Origin of the sequence: Devosia sp. ZB163 (assembly GCF_028613635.1) — a bacterium.
Taxonomy (GTDB): Bacteria; Pseudomonadota; Alphaproteobacteria; order Rhizobiales; family Devosiaceae; genus Devosia_A.
The window spans coordinates 497,014-512,047 of the sequence record NZ_JAQRMY010000004.1 but is presented as its reverse complement, the minus strand read 5'-3'; the positions used below and the strand labels follow the sequence as shown (position 1 = coordinate 512,047).

Annotated in this window: 15 protein-coding genes; 9 read left to right on the top strand and 6 right to left on the bottom strand. The window is 64.7% G+C overall.

The window, feature by feature from the left end; all coding sequences use genetic code 11:
• Positions 1–159: 159 nt before the first annotated feature.
• From PRN20_RS20775 to PRN20_RS20745, 7 genes are all read left to right on the top strand, one after another.
• Complete coding sequence (locus PRN20_RS20775; RefSeq protein WP_273959549.1) at positions 160–1,770, top strand: peptide ABC transporter substrate-binding protein; 1,611 nt, start codon at positions 160–162, stop codon at positions 1,768–1,770.
• A gap of 233 nt (positions 1,771–2,003) precedes the next feature.
• Positions 2,004–3,599, top strand: a complete 1,596-nt coding sequence (locus tag PRN20_RS20770; RefSeq protein ID WP_273959548.1) for a peptide ABC transporter substrate-binding protein — start codon at positions 2,004–2,006, stop codon at positions 3,597–3,599.
• A gap of 58 nt (positions 3,600–3,657) precedes the next feature.
• Positions 3,658–5,427, top strand: a complete 1,770-nt coding sequence (locus tag PRN20_RS20765; RefSeq protein ID WP_273959547.1) for an ABC transporter ATP-binding protein — start codon at positions 3,658–3,660, stop codon at positions 5,425–5,427.
• Positions 5,428–5,440: 13 nt separating this feature from the next.
• Positions 5,441–6,373 (top strand): ABC transporter permease, encoded by a 933-nt coding sequence (locus tag PRN20_RS20760; protein ID WP_273959546.1) that lies wholly within the window; start codon positions 5,441–5,443, stop codon positions 6,371–6,373.
• A complete protein-coding gene (locus PRN20_RS20755) occupies positions 6,370–7,269 on the top strand; it encodes an ABC transporter permease (RefSeq protein ID WP_273959545.1) in 900 nt (299 codons plus the stop codon). Before PRN20_RS20760 ends, PRN20_RS20755 begins: the two co-directional genes overlap by 4 nt.
• A 1-nt stretch (position 7,270) precedes the next feature.
• Entirely contained in the window at positions 7,271–8,476 is a 1,206-nt protein-coding gene (locus PRN20_RS20750) for an aminotransferase class V-fold PLP-dependent enzyme (protein WP_273959544.1), read from the top strand.
• 79 nt (positions 8,477–8,555) lie between these two features.
• The gene (locus PRN20_RS20745) at positions 8,556–9,254 is read left to right on the top strand and encodes a FadR/GntR family transcriptional regulator (RefSeq protein WP_273959543.1); all 699 of its coding nucleotides are present in this window, start codon (positions 8,556–8,558) and stop codon (positions 9,252–9,254) included.
• Positions 9,255–9,356: 102 nt separating this feature from the next.
• On the opposite strand, the gene PRN20_RS20740 is transcribed toward PRN20_RS20745, so the two are convergent.
• From PRN20_RS20740 to PRN20_RS20730, 3 genes are all read right to left on the bottom strand, one after another.
• A complete protein-coding gene (locus PRN20_RS20740) occupies positions 9,357–10,019 on the bottom strand; it encodes an outer membrane beta-barrel protein (RefSeq protein ID WP_273959542.1) in 663 nt (220 codons plus the stop codon).
• Between the two features lie 99 nt (positions 10,020–10,118).
• Positions 10,119–10,628 carry an HPP family protein gene (locus PRN20_RS20735; protein ID WP_273959541.1) on the bottom strand — a complete coding sequence of 170 codons (510 nt, stop codon included), beginning with the start codon at positions 10,626–10,628 and terminating at the stop codon, positions 10,119–10,121.
• A gap of 93 nt (positions 10,629–10,721) precedes the next feature.
• The gene (locus PRN20_RS20730; protein WP_273959540.1) at positions 10,722–11,180 is read right to left on the bottom strand and encodes a YaiI/YqxD family protein; all 459 of its coding nucleotides are present in this window, start codon (positions 11,178–11,180) and stop codon (positions 10,722–10,724) included.
• Between the two features lie 81 nt (positions 11,181–11,261).
• Between PRN20_RS20730 and PRN20_RS20725 the strand changes: the two genes are divergently transcribed.
• Positions 11,262–11,678 (top strand): hypothetical protein, encoded by a 417-nt coding sequence (locus tag PRN20_RS20725; RefSeq protein ID WP_273959539.1) that lies wholly within the window; start codon positions 11,262–11,264, stop codon positions 11,676–11,678.
• On the opposite strand, the gene PRN20_RS20720 is transcribed toward PRN20_RS20725, so the two are convergent.
• Positions 11,675–12,052, bottom strand: a complete 378-nt coding sequence (locus tag PRN20_RS20720) for a VOC family protein (RefSeq protein WP_273959538.1) — start codon at positions 12,050–12,052, stop codon at positions 11,675–11,677. The two genes, PRN20_RS20725 and PRN20_RS20720, sit on opposite strands and share 4 nt — an antisense overlap.
• Positions 12,053–12,152: 100 nt before the next feature.
• Here PRN20_RS20720 and PRN20_RS20715 point away from each other — a divergent pair, with 100 nt between their 5' ends.
• On the top strand, positions 12,153–12,614 hold the full coding sequence (locus PRN20_RS20715) for an L-2-amino-thiazoline-4-carboxylic acid hydrolase (RefSeq protein ID WP_273959537.1): 462 nt from the start codon (positions 12,153–12,155) through the stop codon (positions 12,612–12,614).
• 9 nt (positions 12,615–12,623) lie between these two features.
• Here PRN20_RS20715 and PRN20_RS20710 read toward each other — a convergent pair whose 3' ends face one another.
• Positions 12,624–13,628 (bottom strand): P1 family peptidase, encoded by a 1,005-nt coding sequence (locus PRN20_RS20710; protein WP_273959536.1) that lies wholly within the window; start codon positions 13,626–13,628, stop codon positions 12,624–12,626.
• Positions 13,629–13,646: 18 nt separating this feature from the next.
• Positions 13,647–14,942, bottom strand: coding sequence for a tetratricopeptide repeat protein (locus PRN20_RS20705; RefSeq protein WP_273959535.1), 1,296 nt, complete (start codon positions 14,940–14,942; stop codon positions 13,647–13,649).
• Between the last annotated feature and the right edge of the window lie 92 nt (positions 14,943–15,034).

Genomic DNA, 15,034 nt, shown 5'->3' with positions numbered 1-15,034 from the left:
TTTCTCGAGGGGAGAAGCTTGTCAGGATACGGCCGCCGGGAGGGGCGTCTAGGCCCGACGGTCGTGCTTTCGACCCCGTTTGAACCACCATCGTGCACTGGTTCACGCGGGCACAGGGGACGTCAAGGCAAAACGGCTCTATTTCAAGGAGGGAGCTTTATGAACGCGTTGCTGAAGTTCGTCGGCGCGGTCGCGCTGGCGGCAAGTCTTACTGCCGTGCCAGCGCTGGCACAGACAAAACTCACCGTACCGGGCGGGTCCACCACCGGCACGTACATGGACTACATGAAGACGGTCTACGCTCGCGCTTCGGGCGCCGAGCTTCTGCAGGAGCCGCTGACCAGTTTCGACAACGAGTATCAACTGACCCCGCTGGCCGCTACGAGTTGGGAGCAGTCGGCCGACGGCCTCACCTGGACCTTCCACCTGCGTGACGGCATGAAGTGGAGCGATGGCGAGCCGGTCACCGCGACCGACTACATCTTCGCCCTGCAGCGCGCCGCCACCACCGGCTACGACTTTGCCTGGTACTGGAGCTTCGCGAGCGGCATCAAGAACTGGGACGACGTGACGGCCGGCAAGGCGGACGTTGCGACCCTCGGCCTCAGGGCCGTCGACGACAAGACCATCGAAGTCACCACTGCGGCGCCCAAACCCTACCTGCCGGGCGTGGTTTCGCTTTGGTACCCGGTGCCCAAGCACCAGTTCGACAAGTTCGGCGACGACTGGGCCTCCAATGTCGAGAACGTGCTGTCGTCCGGCCCCTTCCTGCTCAAGAGCTGGGAGAAGTCGAACAACTCGGTCGTCCTCGTCAAGAACCCCGACTATAACGGCCCGTGGGTAGCACAGGTCGATGAACTCGACGTCGATCCGTCGGTCGGTCTGCCGGAAGTGGGCATGCCCGCCTTCCTCGCCGGCGACCTCGCCTATACGACGCTCAATGCCGGTCAGATCCCGGTGGTGAAGCAGCGCTTCCCCGACTCGATCCGCACCGAGGCGGTGTTTGCCACGTCCTACCTCGCCTTCGATCTCGAAAAGGCGCCATTCGACAATGCCGACGTCCGCAGGGCGCTCTACTACGCAGTCAACCGCGACGAGCTGACTGCCACCGTGCTCAAGGACATCGCCATTCCGGCGCACTCGATCCTGCCGCCCGGCTACCCTGGCTACAGCGACAAGGTCGCCGCGCAGGCAGTGTTCGATCCTGCCAAGGCCAAGGAACTGATGGCCAAGGCCGGCTACCCGAATGGCGAAGGCTTCCCGACCGTCGAAGTCTGGTTCCGTGAAGAAGGCGGCTATAACGGCGCCATCCTGCCCTCCATGGCTCAGTACCTGCAGGCCCAGTTCAAGGACATCCTGGGAATCACCATGAATATCAAGGTGATGCCGGGCAAGGACTGGATGGAAGGCATGCTCGCGCGCAAGAACAACATCTATCTCGCGCCCTACGAGTACGACTATCTCGACCCGTCGAACTTCTATGGCCTGTTCTACAATGGTGGCCGCCACACCTACCATGTGAAGGCCTATGACGACCTCGTCGCCGAGGCCGACAAGGCTCCCGTCTGGGAAGACCGCGTCAAGCTCTACGAGCAGGCCGAGCAGGTCATGATCGACCAGGGCCTCATCGTGCCGCTGGTTCACCCGGTCATCACTGCCGCCGTCAGCGACGACATCACCGGGCCGGGCGTCACGCCCAACTCGCGCGGCTTCACCCCGCTCGGTCGTATCGGTAACTTCCTCTACTCGCACATCACTGTGAAGCAGTAGCAAGCCCTCGTTCCCCGGCTTCGGCCGGGGAACCCCTGCCCTTCGGGGTCTCGACACCAACGGGCAGCAAAGCCCGGCGTCCATCGTATCGCGACGCGTGAGGAACCTGTGACATCCCCAAAACGGGAGCACAGTCGGGTGTCGCAAACATTATGTCCGACGGCCGCCGTAACGAGGACTGCACACCTCTGGCCGACGGGGTTCTGCGTGCATGACTACTTGAGGAGAATAAGTTGAATTTGCTGCTGAAATTGGCAGGAACGATGGTGCTCGCCGCCGGCATGAGCGGGCCGGCGCTGGCGCAGACCGTGGTCGTCCCCGGACAGTCCACGACGGCCACCTACATGGACTACATGAAGACCGTTTATGCCCGAGCCGCCGGCTCGGACATGATCCAGATCGCCCTGACCGCCTTCGACAAGGACTTCAACCTCACCCCGATCGCGGCGGAGAGCTGGTCGCAGTCGGCCGATGGCCTGACGTGGACGTTCAAGATCCGGCCCGAGCTCAACTGGAGCGACGGCGAACCGCTGACCGCCGAGGACTTCGTTTTCGCGCTGCAGCACGCTGCTACCACCGGCTATGATTTCGCCTGGTACTGGAGCTTTGCCGGCGGCATCAAGAACTGGGACGACGTGACGGCCGGCAAGGCCGACGTTTCGACGCTCGGCCTCAAGGCCGTCGACGACAAGACGCTCGAAGTCACCACTACGGCGCCCAAGCCGTACCTGCCGAGCGTGGTCTCGCTCTGGTATCCGGTGCCCAAGCACCAGTTCGACAAATACGGCGAAGAATGGTCGACCAATGTCGACAACATCGTTTCGTCCGGTCCGTGGGTGGTCAAGGAGTGGGTGAAATCCAACAACACCGTCACTCTCTCCAAAAACCCCGACTACCAGGGCCCGTGGAAGCCCACGATCGATGAAGTGGTGCTCGACTCCTCGCTCGGCATGCCGGAAGTCGGCGTCCCCGCCTTCCTCGCCGGCGATGTTGACATGACCTCGCTGAATACCGGGCAGGTCGCGATGATGCGTGGTCGCTATGCCGACCAGATCCACACCAACCCGGTGTTCGCGACCCAGTACATCGCCTTCGATCTCGAGAAGGCTCCGTTCGACAACGTCGATGTGCGCCGCGCCTTCTACTATGCCATCAACCGCGACGAACTGACCTCGACCGTCCTCAAGGACATCGCCATCCCGGCGCACTCGATCCTGCCGACCGGCTTTCCGGGCTATAGCGAGAACGTCGCCAAGCAGGCCGTATTCGACCCCGCCAAGGCCAAGGAACTGATGGCCAAGGCCGGCTATCCGAACGGCGAAGGCTTCCCGACGATCGAAGTCTGGTTCCGTGAAGAAGGTGGCTACAACGGCGCCATCCTGCCGCCAATGGCGCAGTACCTGCAGTCGCAGTTCAAGCAGATCCTCGGGATCACCATGAATATCAAGGTGATGCCGGGCAAGGACTGGATGGAAGGCATGCTGGCGCGCAAGAACAACATCTACCTTGCGCCCTACGAGTACGACTACCTCGACCCGTCGAACTTCTATGGCCTGTTCTACAACGGCGGCCGTCACAGCTACCACATCGCGGCCTATGACGACCTGGTCAAGCAGGCCGACTCCGCCCCGACCTGGGAAGAGCGCGTCAAGCTCTACGAGCAGGCCGAGCAGGTGATGATCGACCAGGGGCTGATCGTGCCGCTGACCCATCCGGTCACCATGAACGTCGTGTCCGAAAAGCTCGGCGGCGATGCCATGACGCCCAACAAGCAGGGCTTCTACCCCAACTGGTCGGGCTACGTTTACACCCACCTGACCAAGAACTAGCCCTCGCGGAAACCAGTGCTCCCGGCCCCAGCCGGGGGCGCCCAGTTCGGAACAGCGCATGACTCTCGTAAATATCAAGGGCCTGAAGGTCAGCTTCAGTCAGCATGGCGGCCAGATCGACGCGGTACGCGGCGTCGACATCCAGCTTGGCGAGGGCGAAAGCCTGGGCATTGTCGGGGAGTCCGGCTCGGGCAAATCCGTGTCCTGCCTGGCGCTGATGCGGCTCCTGCCCAGCACCGCGACCATCACCGCCGACCGCCTCGAACTCGACGGCATCGACGTACTCAAGGCCAAGCCCCGGCAGATGTCGGCGCTGCGCGGCAAGATCGCCGCCCTGATCTTTCAGGACCCGGCCACGGCCTTCGATCCGGTGTTCACCATCGGCCACCAGATGGTCGAAACCATCCGCACACATCGCGACGTCTCCAAGGAGACCGCGTTGGCCGAGGCCGAGCAGTTGCTGCTCAAGGTCGAAATCAAGGCCGCCAAGGATGTGCTGAACTATTACCCGCACCAGCTTTCCGGTGGCATGCTGCAGCGCGCGATGATCGCCATGGCGCTCAGCTGCCGGCCCAAGGTGCTGATTGCGGACGAGCCGACCACGGCGCTCGACGTCACCATCCAGGCGCAGATCCTGCAGCTCATCAAGGGCCTCCAGGTCGAAATGGGCATGGCGCTGATCATGATCACCCACGACCTGGGTGTCGTCGCCGAGACCGTCGATCGTGTCGTCGTCATGTATGGCGGCCGGGTGATGGAGGAAGGCACGGTCGACCAGATCTTCGATAACCCAAAGCACAGCTACACCCAGTCGCTGCTCGCGAGCCTCCGCGCCGGCGAATCCCGGCAGGCCGAGGCGGCCACCGGCGAACCGATCGCCCCTGCCCTCGAGCTCCGCAACCTCTCGAAGGTCTACTCGCTCCGCCGCCGCGGCCGCATCTTCTCGACCTATGTCGACTTTCCGGCGGTGCGCGGGGTCAACCTCGTGCTGCCGCGCAACAAGATCGTCGGCCTGGTCGGCGAGTCCGGTTCGGGCAAATCGACCACCGGCATGATGGCGATGCGGCTACTGGAGCCCACCTCCGGCCAGATCTTCGTCGACGGCACCGACATCTCCAAGCTCGACGTCGGCGCGCTCAAGGCATTCCGCCGCCGCATGCAGGTGGTGTTCCAGGACAGCTACTCGGCGCTGGATCCGATGATGACGCTGGCCCAGATTATCGCTGAGCCGCTCCACATCCATGGCGTGAAGAGCTCGCGCGAGCAGACCGAGGAAGCACTGACCTGGCTCGAGCGCGTCGGCATGGATCGCAGTTTCGGCAACCGCTACCCGCACGAACTGTCCGGCGGCCAACGGCAGCGCGTGGCCATCGCCAGGGCCCTGATCCTCGGGCCTTCGGTGCTCGTCGCGGACGAACCGACCTCGGCGCTCGACGTCTCGGTGAAGGCACAGATCATCGGGCTCCTCAAAAACCTGCAGAAGCAGATGGGGCTCTCGATGCTGTTCATCAGCCACGACCTCAGCGTTGTGCGCTCGCTCACCGACAGCGTCGTGGTGATGTACAAGGGCCGGGTGGTCGAGCAGGCACCGACGGCCGACATCTTCGCCAGCCCGCAGCACCCCTATACGCGCTCCCTGCTCGATGCGATCCCGGTCACCAACCCCAGGGATCGCCGCGAACGCTCGTTCATCACCGCCGACGACATTGCCGCCGGCACCCCGCGCCTGTCGCGCTCCAGCCTCGCGGCTGAGGCGACGGCCGGCGACATTCCGCAGCTCGTGAGCGTGGCCCCCGGCCACCTCGTCGAAGCTATCGTCACCAACTGATGGAGGTCCGGGCATGATCGTCTATCTCATCAAGCGCCTGCTCTCGGTCGCCGTGACCTTCTTCATCGTTTCGCTGGTCATCTTCCTGATGATGCACGCGGTGCCGGGCGGTCCGTTCACCGAAAAGGACATGCCGCTCTCCGAAGCGGTGAAGGCCGCGCTCAACGCCCGGCTCGGCCTCGATCAGCCGCTCTGGGTGCAGTACACCAACTACATGGCCGGCGTGTTGCAGGGGAACTGGGGCGTGCCCTATCAATCCCCCGGCGAGACCGTCGTCAGCCTGCTGGCGCAGGCCTGGATACCCAGCCTGATCCTTGGTGGTTCGGGCGTCATTATCGGCGCCGCGCTCGGCATCCTCATCGGCATGGCGGCGGCGCTCAAGCGCAACAGCTGGATCGACTACCTCGCCTCGACGCTGTCGGTGCTCGGCCTCACGATCCCGGTGTTCGTCATCTCTATGCTGCTGATCCTGATCTTTGCCGTCTGGCTCGGCTGGCTGCCGGCGAGCGGCTGGGGCAAGCCCGAGAGGTGGATCCTGCCGATCGCCGCCTATGCCGCGATCCCGCTCGCCACCTATGCCCGCTACACCCGCTCGGCGATGCTCGATACGCTCAACCGGCCCTTTGTCACGGCGCTCCGCGCCAAGGGGCTGAGCGAGCGGCGGATCATCTTCCAGCACGTCTTGCGCAACTCGGCCATCCCGATGGTCACGGTGTTCCTGCCGATGTTCATGGGCACGGCCACTGGCTCGATCTTCGTCGAGGCCATGTTCCGCATCCCGGGGCTCGGCAGCTACTTCGTCTCCTCGATCGAGAACCGCGACTATCCGCTCGAGATGGCGCTGGTGCTGATGTTCACCATCGGCATCTGCTTCGCCTACCTGATTTCCGATATCGCCTACGCGTGGCTCAATCCGCGCATCCGTCTGGGGGACGACGCGAAATGACCACCGACATCGAAAGCGGCGCGCTCGCCGTACCACCCGCGCATACTCAACATAGTCCGGCCTACTTCGCCTGGCGGCGCTTCGCCGCCAACAAGGCGGCGGTGACCGGCGGCGTCGTGCTGGCGGTCATCATCCTCGCCGCGATCTTTGCGCCCCTGTTCACCAAGAGCGCCCCGGACGCGCAGCTCTACCTGACCCAGTCGCTCGCTTTCCCGTCGGCCGAATTCTGGTTCGGCGTCGACGATCTGGGGCGCGACTTCTTCACCCGCATCGTCTATGGCGCCCGGGTGTCGCTGCTGATCGGCTTTGCGGCCGCGACCTGTAGCCTGCTGATCGGCATCCCGGTTGGCGCCATCGCCGGCTATTTCGGCGGCAGGGTCGACTGGTTCATCATGCGCATCATCGAGATCTTCTCGGTGGTGCCGCCGCTGCTGGCGGCGATGCTGCTCGGCGCGCTGGCCGGCGGCGGCTTCATCACCATCATCGTGGTCGCCTCGCTGTTCGGCTGGTTCGGCGTGTGCCTGCTGGTCCGAGCCCAGGTAAAATCCTTCCGCGAAAAGGAGTTCGTGCGCGCCGCGCAGGCGCTCGGCGCTTCGCCCTGGTATATTCTCCGCCGCCACGTCATCCCCAACTCGCTGTCGCCCATTATCGTCGGCTTCGTGCTGTCGGTGCCCGGCGCCATGATGCTCGAGGCGAGCCTCAGCTTCCTCGGCATCGGCGTTGCCCCGCCCACTCCGAGCTGGGGCCAGATGATCAACGTCGGCATCAACTTCATGTTCTTTTACTGGCATATGGCCGTGTTCCCCACGGCAGCCCTCGCAATTACCGTGCTCGCCACGACGCTGTTCGGCGACGGTCTGCGCGACGCACTCGATCCCACCTTGAAAGGCCGCTGACTTGTCCTCGAACCTAGCCAAGCACTTCCTCCTGCGCGAGGACGTGACTTTCCTCAACCACGGTTCGTTCGGCGCCTGCCCGAGGCCCGTCTTCGAGACCTACCAGCGCTTCCAGCTCGAGCTGGAAGGCGAACCCGTCGACTTCCTCGGTCGGCGCCTCACCGAGTTGATGAAGGCACCGCGCGTCGCGCTCGGTGAGTTCCTCGGCACGAGCTCCGAGAACGTCGTCGGCGTCATCAACGCTACCGGCGGCCTCAACATCGTGGCCCAGTCGCTCGACCTCAAGGAAGGCGACGAGATCGTCACGACCGATCACGAATACTCGGCGCTCGAGAAGACCTGGGCCTATGTTACCCGGCGCACCGGCGCAAAGGTCGTTGTGGTCAACGTGCCCATGCCGTTCGTCTCCGAAGCCGCCTTCACCGACGCCCTCGTTGCCGCCTTCACCGACCGCACCAGGGTCCTGTTCCTCTCCCACATCACGTCCCCGACCGCGCTCGTCTTCCCGATCGAGCGGCCGATCGCCGAGGCGCGGAAACGCGGTATCTGGACTGTCATCGACGGCGCCCACACCCCTGGGCACATCCCGCTCGATCTCGATGCGATGGGCGTCGATTTCTACTCGGGCAACTGCCACAAGTGGATGATGACGCCCAAGGGCTCGGCCTTCCTCTATGCCCGGCCGGAGGTACAGGGCCTGCTCAATCCGCTGGTCATCAGCCACGGTTGGACCATCGACAGCAAGCAGCCCGATGCCAAGGGCGCCTTCGGCAACTCGCCGTTCATCGACGAGATCGAGATGCAGGGCACGCGCGACCCTTCCGCCATGCTTGCCATCCCATCCGCCATTGCCTTCCGCAAGGAGCATGACTGGGCCTCGGTACAGCGCGCCTGCACTGCACTGGCACAGGAAACCGCCCTCCGTCTCAGCGAACTCACCGGCCTCGCGCCCCTGTCGTCGCCCGAGTTCTCGGCACCGCAGATGGTGGCGATGCCCATCCCGGAATGTGATCCGCAGGAGATCCACAAGCAGTTGTGGGAGCGCTACAAGATCGAGATTCCGGTCCTGAAGTGGAAGGACCACTGCATCGCGCGGCTGTCCGTACAAGGTTATAATAGCAAGCCGCAGATGGACTATTTGCTCGAAGCCCTCACAGAACTCCTGAACTTGAACGCCGAGCCGCAGTTAAAGCGTCAGCACGGCTGACAAATCTGCGGAATTATGCTGAAGGTGCGTCGGACATAGGCCCTGAGCTTGGGGAGCCGCAGTGACGCGAGACGGAGCATTGGACTTTCTCGAACCGCTCGAGACCCGCACGCGTGGCGTGGCGGTGCTGGATGCGCTCGCCGCGATGATCGAGCGCGCCGGCCTCAAGGTGGGCGACCGCCTGCCGCCGGAGATATCGCTTGCCAATACCCTCGGTGTTGGCCGCTCGACCATCCGCGAAGCCCTCAACCGCTGGGAGGGGCTCGGCATTATCAAGCGCCGGCGCGGCGACGGCACTTACCTCGCCGCGCGGGTGCAGACGTCCCGGAGTCTGGTCCCGACCATGATCCGGCTCGAGGGCGAAGCGCTCATCCGCCTCATCGAGGTCCGGCGTGCGCTCGAGAAGGATGTCGTGCGCAAGGCGGCCATCAACGCCACTCCCGCGCAGCGCGCCGAGATATCCCGTCTGGGCGATATCCTCATCGCCGACGTCGACGCACGTCGCAACTGGCACAAGTCCGACTTTGCCTTCCACGGCGCCATCTATGAGGCATCGGGCAACCCGATGTTCGGCCAGATCCTGCAGCGCCTGGACGCGGCGCTCGAACGCTCGAGCGAATCCCCGTTCGGCCGCGACGACTTCGGCCTCGATTCGTTTCCGCCGCACCGCGAGCTCGCCGATGCGATCGTCGCAGCCGACCCCGATGCGGCAGTCGCGGCCATCAACAAGATCCTCGATCTCGTCGAAGCCGACGTCCGCGACATCATCACGGGATAAGCGCTTCGGACTGGCCGTCGCAGCTAGACGGAACAATCAGCCCCTTCATGGCCGGGTTGTCCCCGCCATCCGGCCAAGCGCGCCGTTTGGCGATGACCTACTCTAGAAGTGGTAGCTCACACCCACGTTCACGGCGTGCGTGACGAGGTTCGTCTTCAGCCGCTCGCCATTGTCGATCGCCACGTCGACCATCGAGTAGTTGCCCTTGTACTCGGCGAAAGCCGACCAGCTCTCGTTGAACCGGTACTCGACGCCGAACTGGGCCTGGATGGCCGGACCGCCATACTGGTACTCGAAGGTCTCATCGGCACCGCGAGTGACCTCGACATGCGGGATGGTGATACCCGCGCCGGCGCCGACATACGGCCGGAACGCGCTTTCGGGCCAGAACTTGTAAAGCGCGTTGACGGTCAGGACGTTGAGTCCGTCCGTGAACTCCAGCACCGAGTAGCCCGACTCGGCCAGCGTCTCGTCGTCCGCGTAGACCTTGACGTGGGCGAAGTCGATCGAAAGCCCGGTATTGGGCAGGCCGACATCATCCAGCCACCACGTGCCGCGCACGCCATAGTAAGTGGGGAACTGGAAGGGCTTGCCTTCCCACCCCGCGGTGAAACTGTCGCCGTCGGTCGTCGTCACGCCACTGTGCGACGCGCCCTGGTAACCGCCATAGACTGAAACCTGAAACTGCTGTTGCGCCACAGCCGGGCCAGCGCACAAAAGCGCCACGCCCAGCGTCGCAAGCCAGATCGACTTGTTCGATATCATGTCGGAAAAATGCCCCGTTTCCGACACGCACTCTCGACTCACGCGGGCACGGTGGTCAAGCCCCGCAAGGACACACTGTTCGGCGAAAGTGCAGCAATGTCAGGCCGGATCCGGCGGGCGCCTCGGATAGGTGATCCGCGGCGGGAGCCGGTGATGGATCATGGCCACGGCCACGAGGCACGCCGCCCCGACGACCACCACCACGAACAATGTCTCCGCCGGCATGTGCGTCGAGAACGCCACCAGCGGCACCGCACCCGCCGGCGGGTGCGTTACCCTCAGAGCCAGCATCGTGGCGATCGAAAGCCCCACCGCGATCGTCGCCACCCACCAGGCGTTGGGCAGGACCGCGAGCACGGCCACCGAGATCGCTGCCGCCAGCAGGTAGCCGCCGAACACGTTGGCCGGCTGCGCCAGAGTGCTCTCGGCCTGCCCGAACAGCAGTACCGCCGTAGCGCCGAACGGCGCGAGCAGCATCGGCAGGCCGGTAAGCGCTGCAAGGGCGCCCACCAGCGTCATGGCGACGATGGCGCCGATGCCCGATTTCAGGTGCGAGAGGGCCTGGCCGCGCGGCTCATGCCGGTGGAGAAAATCGAGTAGACGGCGCACGGGGAGGAACTCGGCGGGACGAAATGCACTTTTCAAGCGCAGTTTGCCGCCCGTTTCAAGGGCATACCGCCCATCTGATGTGCAACCTGTGTCTCAGCCGCCACGCTTGGCCCGTTGAACGGCAGCGTCGAAGGCATGAAGGAAGTTCGAGCGGTCCTTGCCGGTGAAGCCTGCGTTGAGCCCCCTGCTCTCCCCCGTTTCCCGCAGGTGCTGGTTCAGCTCACGCATCGCCAGCGCCATGCCGATGGATTGCTCCGTGAACGGCTTTCCCGTCGGTCCCATTACCGTCGCCCCCTTCTTGAGCGACCGGCTCGCGAGTGGAATGTCCGACGTGATCACCACGTCGTTCGCCCCGACATGCTCGACGATCCAGTCGTCCGCCGCGTCGGCGCCCTGCGGCACGACCACATTGCGGATCCTCGGATCGCGCGACGGCCTGAGGCCGAAATTGGCAACGAACGTGACCGCCAGCCCGTGCCGCTCGGCAACGCGGACAATCTCGTCCTTCACCGGACAGGCATCGGCATCCACGAAAATCTGCGGCTCGGTCACAACGTCTTCTCCCGTCAGCACATTCACGCCGCAATAGCCGCGCACCGATGCGACGACAATACAACGACACCGGATTCGCCGATGCGCCTCGCTTCCCTTAGCCTGCTTCTCGTCCTCCCGCTCCTCGCCGCCTGCGACAACTCCCCCAAGGCCCCGACCGGCAACGCCGCGGCGCCCGCCAAGCCCGCAGCAACGAAACCAGCTGCCACCGTTCCCGCCACCTTCCCCCTCGGCGCCCGGCCGATGCTCGGCACCTGGGCAGCCGATGTCAGCGCCTGCGCCGACCCAGCCCTCGTCACCACGGTGTCGGCCACCAGCTGGGATGTGGGCGGCAAGTCCTGCGAGCTCGCGCTCAAGGACAACAAGGACGGCACCTTTGCCGCCACTTGCGGCAAGCAGAACATGACGCTGACGCCCATCTTCGGCCCCACCGGCGAAGGCATCCGCGTCGCTGCGGGCGAAGGCAAACCGACCAACGTCTTCCGCTGCCGGCGCTAGTTCATTCCCTCGACGAAGCCGAGGATGTTGCCTTCGGAGTCCTTGGCCCAGGCATTCTTCACCGACCCGAAGTCGGCGACCCCGTCCTCCGTCTTGAGGTCGGGCAGGTCGTAGTCGATGAACTCGACACCCTTGCCGCGCAGATCCTTCATATCGCCGGCTAGGTCGGCGGTATCGAAGCTCAGCAGCGTGTGCTCGGCGGTGCCGGCATAGTCGGATTTGTAGAGGAACGCGCTCACGCCGTTGAACTCGTAGGTCGCGCCATACTCTTCCTGGCGCGCGGGCCGGAAGCCCAGCTTCTCCTCGTACCACCTGACGGCGCGCTCGATGTTGTGCGCCGGGATCATGGCCGTGACCTTGGTCTGCGAATTCATGGGTTCCTCCATCGCTATCGTGCGGCAACGCATCAGCCAGCAGTAGGGTTTCGCTCGCCTATCGATCCTGCCATCATCGTCGAGGCAAGGAGGCCTGCCCATGACCCCGTTCGAGCGCATCACCACCCAGGTCCAGGCACAGATCCCGCTGGTCCGCGCCATGGAGGCAGCGCTCGGCAAGGAGGTCGCCCACAGGCTGGTGCGCGAGGCCCTCGACAAGGCCAACCGCGAGATCGTCGCCCAGCGCGGCTCCCTCCTCGACATCCCCACGCTCGCCTCGGAGTTCGCCGGCTTCGGCGAAGGCATCCGCTACGAGTTCGAGACCATCGAGCAGACCGACATCCTGCTGCGCAATCAGGTCAACCACTGCGACTACGCCGAGTTCATGGAACAGATCGGCGCCCGTGACCTCGGCGAACTCCTGATCTGCAATGGCGATTTCGCCATGGCGGACGAGTTGGGCCTGAAGCTCGAGCGCACCAAGACCTGCATGAACGGCGATGGCATGTGCAACTTCTGCTACCACCTCAAGCCCGAGCGGCTTGAACCCAACCCCACCTGATCGCAGCGGCTACCGCCCCCACTTCTCCCGCCAGGTCGGCACCACGTCGCCCGGCGCTGGCGTCGCATGATAGATAGCCCGCGCCATCGCCCGACTCAGGCACACCGCCGCCGCGTGCCCCAGCTGCAGCACGTTGAGCACCGGCGTCGAGATCGGCCTGGCCCCCGTCGAAACCGAGAAGATGAGATCGCCGTCCACGGGCGTGTGCGATGGGCTGGATCCGCGCGCGATGCCGTCCTGCGCCGCCACCGCGAACCGCTTCAGCTGCGCCTTGCTGAGATCGGCGTCCGTAGCGACGATGGCGATCGTCGTGTTCGAAATCGGCGTCACCCAGTCGCGCTTCGAGCGCACCGACTGCTCGAAACTCATCGCCGTTGTGAGCGGCCCCAGGCCGCCGAACTCGCCCTCCACCTCGAACGGCGCCGCCCAGAAGTGGGCCGAGTCCCCCATGGTGACGCTGCCGGTCGGGTTGGCCACCACCAGCGCGCCCACCGTGTAGCCGCCCGCGATCTCGAGCGAGGCTGAACCAAGCCCGCCCTTGAGGTTCGCGGTCAGCGCCCCCACGCCCGCCCCGGCGGTGCCTAGCAAGAAGTGCTCGCCCGCGTTGGCCAGAGCCTTGGCTCCAAGCTCGGGATACGGATTCTTGTCCCAATCCTTGTCGCCATTGTTCAGCAGGTCGAAGATGATCGCGCCTGGGACAATCGGCACAGTCGCCGTCTCGACCCGGAAGCCACGCCCCATCTTCCTCAACACGTCGCTTACGCCCGACGCGGCATCGAGGCCGAAAGCCGAACCGCCCGAAAGCACCAGCGCATCAACTTCTTCTACCAGCTTGTCGGGCGCCAGCAGCTCCGTCTCGCGCGCACCGGGCGAGCCGCCCATGACGTCGAACGAGGCTCGGAACGGCCTGTCCGCCACCAGTACGGTCGATCCCGTCTTGATCCTGTGGTCTTCGGCGTTGCCGACCCGGAGGCCTTCCACGTCGGTGATGAGGTTGCGTGGTCCGGTTCGCATCCGGGCTCTCCTTGTCGTCTATGCGGCCGCTCCCAGCCGCTCGTTCACCAGCTTCAGCGCCGCATTCACCGGCACCCCGTCCGGATCCCAGATCCGGCGCATCTCGAGCATCTGCCGGGCAATCGCCCAGTTGCCGAGCTTCAGATGCGCATCCAGCAACAGCTGCCCGAACAGGTCACGCTGCGCATGGCTCCCGCCGATCTCAGTCATCCGAGGATTCGCCACCGAAAGCCACTTCACCGTCGCCGCATAGTCACCGCGGGCATGGCCCACGACGCCCTTCGCGGCCGGCAGCGCCACCTCCCGCCACACCACGCGATCCCAGTCAGCCGAGCGTGCCGCCCGGTCCTCGATCGCCTGCATCAGCTCGACTGCTTCCGCCCGCTCGGCCCGGGCAAGGCCGTAGAGATACTGCAGCGTCAGGAACGGCAGGGTGGTGTCGTGCGCCCTGCCCTTCATCCGGTCGGCCACGTCCTCCCACCGGTTGCCGACATCCATGCCGGCAACCTCCATCCGTGCGAGCAGCGAAACCGCCCCCACCTGGTCCTGCGGCAGGTCCGGCTCGATGCCCCAGACATGGTTGTCATAGGCGTCGAACACGGCCGCGTTGTCGCCCTGGCTGATGTGGAACAGCGCCTTGTGCCACCAGTTGTGCGTGTACATGAACGAATTGAGGTCGACCCAGGTCCTGGAGGCCTCGTCGAGGAACTCGACCCCCTCCGCCACGCGCCCGGTTCCGAGCATCACATGCGCTAGCGCGTGCTGTGCCCACGGCTCCTTGGTCTTCAGCTTCAGCGCCAGCCGAGCCTCCCGCTCGGCCGTCTCGAGGTCGTGCATCTGCTCGTAGCCGAACGCCAGCATGCCATGCAGATACGGGTTCTCGAGGTTGTGCGCCTCTGCCGCCCTGGCGATGCGGAGCATGTTCTTTGCATCGCCGCGGTTGAAGCTGAAATACTGGTGCAGCTTCACCGACAGCAGGTCGCGCGGATACCGCGCAACGATCTCGTCGCCGATGGCCTGCACCGCCGGGATGTCCCCCGCGATCCAGCGCTCGAGCTGCTTGAGGATCATCCGCTCCCGCTCGTTGGCGCTTCCAGCGGCGGCCTCTGCGCGCTTGAGGTAGCGCGAGGCCATCCGCGTCGCTCCATCCGCTTCGAGAAGCATCCAGATGAAGCCGGCATATGTGTTGGCCAGCACCGCATCCGGTTCGCCGTCGGCCGCTCCGATGATGTTGGTGGCCTTCTTCTCGTAGCCGAGGAACGCGGTGACGAAATCGTCGATCCCCCTGAGCGTCGCATCCGACGCCCGGCTCACTTCATTTCCGAAGGCATCCTGTGCCATGCTCGCAATGCCATTTTGTCCAATCGGTCAAACATATACCTGCCATTCGGCCTGTCCACGCCGCC

Coding starts and splice junctions, on each gene's coding strand:
- PRN20_RS20775 (WP_273959549.1), top strand. CDS start 160: ATGAACGCGTTGCTGAAGTTCGTCGGCGCGGTCGCGCTGGCGGCAAGT.
- PRN20_RS20765 (WP_273959547.1), top strand. CDS start 3,658: ATGACTCTCGTAAATATCAAGGGCCTGAAGGTCAGCTTCAGTCAGCAT.
- PRN20_RS20760 (WP_273959546.1), top strand. CDS start 5,441: ATGATCGTCTATCTCATCAAGCGCCTGCTCTCGGTCGCCGTGACCTTC.
- PRN20_RS20755 (WP_273959545.1), top strand. CDS start 6,370: ATGACCACCGACATCGAAAGCGGCGCGCTCGCCGTACCACCCGCGCAT.
- PRN20_RS20740 (WP_273959542.1), bottom strand. CDS start 10,019: ATGATATCGAACAAGTCGATCTGGCTTGCGACGCTGGGCGTGGCGCTT.
- PRN20_RS20725 (WP_273959539.1), top strand. CDS start 11,262: ATGCGCCTCGCTTCCCTTAGCCTGCTTCTCGTCCTCCCGCTCCTCGCC.
- PRN20_RS20720 (WP_273959538.1), bottom strand. CDS start 12,052: ATGAATTCGCAGACCAAGGTCACGGCCATGATCCCGGCGCACAACATC.
- PRN20_RS20715 (WP_273959537.1), top strand. CDS start 12,153: ATGACCCCGTTCGAGCGCATCACCACCCAGGTCCAGGCACAGATCCCG.
- PRN20_RS20710 (WP_273959536.1), bottom strand. CDS start 13,628: ATGCGAACCGGACCACGCAACCTCATCACCGACGTGGAAGGCCTCCGG.